This window comes from Fluviicola sp., from assembly GCF_030151805.1.
Lineage (GTDB): Bacteria > Bacteroidota > Bacteroidia > Flavobacteriales_D > Crocinitomicaceae > Fluviicola.
Genome location: NZ_JASLCN010000006.1, coordinates 1 through 7705, shown reverse-complemented (window position 1 = coordinate 7705; position 7705 = coordinate 1). Strand labels below are relative to the sequence as shown.

The window sequence follows — 7705 nt, the reverse complement described above, 5'->3', positions numbered from 1 at the left end:
ACGTATACGCACGCCGGCACTGCTTGGGATGCAAGTGCAACCGATAATTGTTCCGTGGCATCTGTTTCTTACACATTGAGTGTTGCAACTATCGGCACAGGAACAACATTGAATGGTGTTGTTTTCAACCAGGGAACAACCTTGGTTACCTGGAAGGCTCTGGATGGAAGCGGAAATTTTTCGATTTGTTCATTTAGTGTGGTCGTTGGCGATAATCAGCATCCGATAATCAGTAATTGTTCGGCTATCGGTGACCAGGTTGTAAATGCGAATATCGGAATCTGTACCTATACACATAATAACAATAGCTGGAATGCAATTGCAACGGATAATTGTACGGTTAGTTCGATAGCTTATAGTTTAAGCGGAGCAACAACAGGTACAGGAACTTCTCTCAATGGAGTTCAGTTTAACCTGGGAGTAACTACCGTTACCTGGGTTGCAACAGATGCTGCAGGAAATACTACAACTTGTATGTTTACGGTTACAGTAAATGATACACAGATTCCTGTGATCTTATCCTGTGGTGCAGTTGGTAATCAATCGGTTGTTACCGACCAGGGACAATGTACTTATACCCAAAGTTCAAACGCATGGAATGCAAGCGCCAGTGATAACTGTTCTGTTGCTTCTGTGAACTATGTTCTTACAGGTGCTACAACAGGAACGGGAACTTCTCTCAATGGAGTTCAATTTAACCTGGGAGTAACTACCGTTATCTGGACTGCTACAGATGGCTCCGGAAATACCTCTTCCTGTACATTCAATGTGTTGGTAAGTGACACTCAGTTACCTGTTATAACGAGTTGTGGTTCTTCCGGAAATCAGAATGTAAGTACAAACGTTGGTGTTTGTACCTATACGCAAGTTGGTTCGGCATGGGATGCAGCAGCTTTCGATAACTGTTCGGTTACATCATTAACGTATACATTAACAGGAGCAACATCCGGTTCAGGGACTTCTCTGAACGGTGTGATCTTTAACCAGGGAATCACAACGGTAACCTGGATTGCTGCGGATATTGCCGGTAATCAGGCTCAATGCCAATTTACGGTGACTGTTAGTGATGTCGAAAGTCCTGTAATTGCCAATTGTCCTGGCCCGATCAGTCAAAACGCTGACGCGGGGCAATGTGGTGCAATTGTCAATTGGGTTATCCCTTCTTTTTCCGATAACTGCGGAGCAACAATCTCAGGAAGCTCAACTCCCGGTACCTACTTTCCTGTAGGAGTTTCGAATGTCAGTTATACGGTTGTTGATAATGCAGGGAATTCGACTTCCTGTTCGTTCAGTATTACGATTCTGGATTCGGAAGCTCCCGTAATTGATTGTCCGGATACCATTGCTACGTGTAATCCGTTGGTGACATACAATTTACCGACAACATCCGATAATTGTGGCGTGGCATCGCTGATTCAGACTGCCGGTTTGCCTTCAGGAAGTGTTTTCCCGGTTGGGGTTACAGTCAACACATTTGTGGTAACCGATATTCATGGAAATACGTCCGGTTGTTCATTTACCGTGCGGATATACCCGACACCGGTCAGTGCAACCGTGGTAAACCAGGTTTCGTGTAACGGATTTGGAAATGCCAGTGTTGATTTGCAAATAACAAACGGAACGGCTCCTTATCAGACCAATTGGTCGAACAGTGCAACTTCGGAAGATTTAAGCAATCTGACACCGGGAACCTATACGGTGAATATTACTGACTTTTATGGCTGTGCGACTGCCGATACGGTTACAATTACAGAACCTGAGGTGTTGAGTATTGTGACAACAGTCAATCAATTGAGTTGTTATCATGCCAATGACGGCTCTATCCAAACAAGTGTGAGCGGTGGAACATTACCGTATACTTACAACTGGTTGAGCGGAGAACAAACTCCTGATTTGAGTAGTCTGGCAGCGGGATCTTACAGCCTTACGGTGACAGATGCCAACGGATGTACCCTGACTTTCAATACGACAATTACTCAACCGGATTCGTTAATACTTCAGGCGGTGATCAGCAATGCAACGTGTAATGCTTCCAACGGTTCCATTCAAACCCTGGTTACCGGTGGAACTACACCATACGCATATGATTGGTCTAACGGTTCGTCGAATCAGAACCTGAATAACGTGTCGGGAGGTTCATACAATGTTCTCGTAACAGATGCGCATGGTTGCCAGGCAGCATACTCAGGAGTTATTTTGTCTGTAACGAATCTGGATGCTTCAGCAATTGTAACGAATGTTTCCTGCTACGGAGGCGACAACGGCGAAGCAACAGTTGTTATTTCCAACGGAAACCCGCCTTATGCTTATCAATGGTCAACGGGAGGAAATAATGCACATCAGACCAGTCTTCCGGCGGGTACCTATTCCGTATTGATTACAGATGAATTCGGTTGTAGTGCTGTCGTAAATATTGTTGTTGGCGAACCGGATTCTCTGATCGTTGATCTGACAGTGTCGAGTTACTTACCTGGTTTCAACGTCAGTACGAATGGTGGAACCGATGGTTCTGTCTCGGCAAATGTTTCCGGCGGAACAGGACCTTATTCTTACTTCTGGTCAACAAAGGATACAACGAATAATATCAATAACCTGGGAGCAGGTGAGTACTTGCTGAATGTAACGGACGGAAATGGTTGTATTGCTACGGTTATTGTAAAACTCACTCAACCGGATGTATTGGAAATGCCGCAAGGCTTTTCACCGAATGCAGATGGTGACAATGACTACTTTGTTGTGCACGGAATCAAAAGTTATCCGGACAATAACATTAAAGTGTTTAACCGGTGGGGAAACATCGTGTACCAAAAAGATGGCTATGCGGATGAATGGTATGGTGAAAACAAAGCAGGTGATCCGCTACCGGATGCAACCTATTTCGTGATACTCAACGTGGTTGTTGGAGGAAAAGATAAGGTACTTAAGGGCTATGTAGACCTGAGAAGAAAATAGTAATCATCAAAAGATTATTGAGATGAAAAAGTTCATTTTAATCATACTGGGAATCTTGGCCGGGGGCCAGGTGATAGCTCAGCAAGATCCGATGTTAAGTCAATATATGTTTAATGGATTGTTCTTAAATCCTGCATATGCCGGATCTCATAAATACTGGTCATCCACGATGACTTACCGCAAACAATGGGTTGGTATGAGCGGAGCTCCCGAAACTGCAATTGCAGCTGTTGACGGACCGATCGGAGGCAGAAACATGGGACTCGGAGTAAGCTTCATGTATGACCATATTGGTGTGAGTACACACAATAAGATCACTGCAAATTATTCTTACCAGATTCGGACCTCCGTCAATTCGAAACTAGCGCTGGGAGTGAGTGCCAGTTTGTCGCAGTTCAATGGACGTTTGGAAGATCTGGTGATTTGGGATCAGGGAGACCAGGTCTTTAGTCAGAATGTCAACGGGAAATATATTCCGAGTTTTGGTGTCGGAGCTTATTACTTCAGTGAACGCTACTACATCGGGATTTCCGTTCCAACATTGTTTGCGTATCAGAATGATTACAATTTCAATTTTGATTTGAGCAAATCTTCGTTTTTGCGCAGACATTATCTCCTTACGGGAGGGTATGTATTTACGTGTTCACCAACAGTTAAAATCAAACCTTCCGTATTGTTGAAATATGTGGCAAATGCACCGCTGGAAGCAGATATCAATTTTGCGGTATACTACAAAAACATGATTTCTGCAGGGGTTTCTTACAGAACCAATGATGCGGTCGTTTTTCTTGTGGAATACCAGGCAAACAGCTTTTTCCGCATTGGATATGCTTATGATCTCACAACAACGGCCTTGAGTCGTTATACGAGCGGAACTCACGAAATCATGTTTGGAATTGATTTCGGAAGGGATTTGGTTAAGGTTAAAACACCTCGTTACTTCTAAATACTTGCGTTATGAAAACAAAACAATTCAGACTTTTAATAGCGGGAGGTACCGGTGTATTACTCGCTGCCTGTACGGATTTTCATGAAGTGCAGGGAAACCGGAGTTATGATGCCCTGGCTTACCAGGAAGCAATTCATCATTACGAAAAGATTGATGAGAAAACGCATAAAACATCTACGGAAACCAGGTTGGCAGATTCCTACTTTAAAACCGGTAACCTGGATTCGGCTGAAACGAAATACGCACATGCAGTAAGACATTCCGATGTCCCGGCAAGCGGGTATTTCAACTACGCAAAAACGCTGATGTACAATGGCAAATATCAACTTGCTTCCGAATGGTTTGAAAAGTACCTGAAGATGAACCAGGATGACAACGTTGCACAGATGTTATTGAGCTCGTGCCGTTCCATCAAAGACCGTTACATTGATACAACACTCTACACATTAACCCCGATTCTGGAAGATCAGTTTACAAATACATTCAGTATGGTGGAGTACCAAAACGGAGCTATTTTTACGGCTGATAAAGCGGTGTTTCCGGGTAAAAAGGCAACAGCCTGGACAGGAAATTCCTATCTTGATCTGTATCAAATGGAAAAAGATTCGAGTGGCGCATGGCTCCAGCCGCATCTTCTTCAGGGTGATATCAACAGCCGGTTTCATGAAGGTCCGGCAACTTTTTCACAGGATGGAAACACGGTTTATTTTACCCGCAGTAATTACTACAAACGTAAAATGGAGTTAAACGATGAGAATGAAAACAACCTGAAGATTTTCAAAGCTACGCTTATTGGCGGAAAGTGGAAAAACCTGGAAGAATTTCCATACAATAGCGATGATTACGATTGCGGACATCCTGCGCTCTCTGCTGATGGAAAGGAACTTTATTTTGTGTCAGACATGCCCGGTGGTTATGGTGGAACGGATTTGTATCAATGTGTTTGGACAGATCAGGGATGGTCACAACCACAAAATCTCGGACCAGACCTCAATACCAGCGGAAATGAAATGTTTCCCTTCATTAACACCGATGGTGCGCTCTACTTTTCATCCGATGCGCACAACTCGATGGGAGGATTGGATGTGTTTATTACCTACTTCGATGGTGAAAAATGGGCAAATCCGGAAAATCTGAATTACCCGTTAAATTCCCCCGATGATGATTTCGCGTACTCGCTGAACAAGGATAATCATTCCGGTTTTGTTTCCTCATCGCGCACAAAAGCAGATAAGGTGTATACCTTTGAGAAACATGATCCGACCTTTATCCTGTATGGAACAGCTCACGAAAAAGGAACGAATCTGCCTCTTGAAGGAGTAGGCGTAGAACTGACCGATTCCAAAACAAACCAGGTGATTACGGTTGTTACAGATAAAGACGGAAAATTCCAAATCAGGCTGGCTTCGGAAACACCTTATCATTTGTACTGTACTAAATTTGGTTGCTCTTCAAAAACAGATGAGTTGTCAACAATTGGTTTGAAGTATTCCCGGGATTTTTATGCCGATTTCCTGGTTGAACCAATTGTGATTGATAAACCGATTGTGATTGAGAATATCTATTACGATTACAACAAGTGGAATATCCGCCCGGACGCAGCTCTTGAACTGGATAAACTGGTTCGCGTTCTGAAAGACAATCCGACTATTGAGATTGAACTCGGCTCACATACGGATTCCCGCGGGAATGACCAGTACAATTACGTGCTTTCCGATAAACGGGCATATGCTGTGGTTCAATACCTGATTGCCAATGGAATTGACTCTTCACGGCTCACTTATAAAGGATATGGAGAGAAAGTACTGGTAAACCAGTGTGGCAACGGAGTGCCTTGTTCGGAGGAAGAACATCAGCAAAACAGACGAACAGAATTCAAAGTCACAAAAGTCCGGCAGAATTCAGATTTGATTCGGGTAAATTAGAAACCGGTTGTAGAAAAAGCGTAAACGTTTAGAATTTCGTGTTTTAAGTGTTTGCGCTTTTTTGTTCTATGCAGTGGTACAAGGCATGGAATTATAAGAAGGTTCCCGGGGAAATAGAACATGTATACTTTTTATTAATTTAGTGCAAAACTGAACCTCTTACATTGAGCGCTCTAAAAAGACAGATCCATTTTACATCATCATTAAACAGAAAAATACTCATTGGTTTTATTCTATGTGTTTACTTGTGCTTCATCGTTATTGTACTACAACCCTTTGATACCAGTCAATTCGATGCGGAATATAAGACATTGCTTCTTTTCGGTTATGGCATCTTTGCTTTTGTGGTCTTCGTTATTTATGGCAGTATTGAAAATGTTGCATACTTCAGAGCTGGCAAAGTTTGGACCATCAGGCATGAAATCATTTCGACGCTGCTTTATTGTTTTTTTTCAGGTACGGTGCTCTATATGTATAATAGAACGATCGTAAATAATTTCAAAGACTATACCCTCTGGACTTACTGGCGTTTTTTAAGTATAACCGTCCTTTGCATGATTCCCGTTTTTGTTCCACCGATGATTTATCTGAGACAGAAATTCGGTGAGAAGATCATCCCACCCGCAGAAAATTCAATGGTGCTTATCGGAGAGAATAAAAATGAAATCCTGAGAATGGAAAAAGATGAATTATTGTTTGTTAAAGCGATAGAAAATTATGTGGAGATCTGTTTTACGGATGAAAGCAAAAAGGTCATTTCGCTTACGTTCAGGCAAACGCTGCACAATGTGTCGGTGCAGCTGCCCTTTTTAGAAAAATGCCATCGATCTTATCTTGTAAACGCAGGAATGATAAAAGAAATAACCGGCAATTCACAAGGAGCAAAAATCTCATTTGTGGTGAGCGAAAAGGAAATTCCGCTGTCAAAGACTTATTATAAAGAGATCAAAAACGGCAGATTTTAGTTTTTCAGAAAACCAAGTTGGGTTTAAGCTATTCCAGTCGTCAAAAAAGGTAGTCGTTTCATCACTTTTAACTGGATTGCAAGGGATTTAGCATTTTCTTTGGACAATAATCAAATCATTCAATTTATGCGCAACAACTCAAAAATGAAAGCCCTCGTTTTAAATATTGCCTTGTTTTTTCTTTTAAATACTTCTTTTGCACAAAGCAATCAGAGGCATTTTAAAACGGAAATAGATTTTGGCGGCGGAACGGTCATTTCTACCTTTTTAGATTTAAATACTGACAAAAACCAATTTAAACTAACCTCGCCTAAAAATGCCGATGTCCGTATCGTGGGAGCTAAGGCAAGATTGGGGAGGCTTTTAGGTAAATTGCCAAAAAAGGGAAGCATCGTAACGATTAAAGGTGCACAGAAAGCAGACAGTTTATTCGGGGAAACAGCCATTCCGATGTTTGGAAAATTAAGGTTCAGGGGAGCAGTAAACAATGGAATGCTGAGTGGGGAATTGTCAAGCATTGCGGGAACGTTTATTGGAACAATAGATGGAGTGATTTCTGAAGAAGACAGGATCAGTTATAAAGAGCTCTATCCGAAAATAGTCAATACGATCACTGATAATATCTATTCAAAAAATGCCCTGCAGACAATCGAATGGAAAAAATTCGAAGAAAAACTGGAAGACTTGTGCTACAATGCCCATGACGACATTGAGTTGTTTTTCGGGTTTAGTATGCTTACCCCAAAACTTCCGTTTACACATTTAAATTTGCTGATAACACAGGATACGGCAGATAATATGGGAACAGCCATTCCGGATAAATCGGTTGTTTTTGTAGAAAAGAACACTGCTACAGCGTATCTTCAAATTAAGAATTTCAGCACTTCAGCAGATGAATTGGAAGAAATTTTACC

At 42.0% G+C, this 7705-nt stretch carries 5 protein-coding genes; all 5 read left to right on the top strand.

The annotated features are described in order from the left end of the window. On the top strand, positions 1-2952 hold a 2952-nt coding region (locus Q1V93_RS00190; protein ID WP_300659770.1), incomplete at its 5' end, for an HYR domain-containing protein. A 22-nt stretch (positions 2953-2974) separates the two neighbouring features. Beyond that, the gene (locus Q1V93_RS00185) at positions 2975-3898 is read left to right on the top strand and encodes a type IX secretion system membrane protein PorP/SprF (protein WP_300659767.1); all 924 of its coding nucleotides are present in this window, start codon (positions 2975-2977) and stop codon (positions 3896-3898) included. An 11-nt stretch (positions 3899-3909) separates the two neighbouring features. Then, a complete protein-coding gene (locus tag Q1V93_RS00180; RefSeq protein WP_300659764.1) occupies positions 3910-5826 on the top strand; it encodes an OmpA family protein in 1917 nt (638 codons plus the stop codon). Between the two features lie 164 nt (positions 5827-5990). Further along, positions 5991-6791, top strand: a complete 801-nt coding sequence (locus tag Q1V93_RS00175) for a LytTR family DNA-binding domain-containing protein (protein ID WP_300659762.1) — start codon at positions 5991-5993, stop codon at positions 6789-6791. Positions 6792-6935: 144 nt separating this feature from the next. Continuing rightward, a partial coding sequence (locus tag Q1V93_RS00170; RefSeq protein ID WP_300659759.1) for a hypothetical protein occupies positions 6936-7705 on the top strand: 770 nt, incomplete at its 3' end.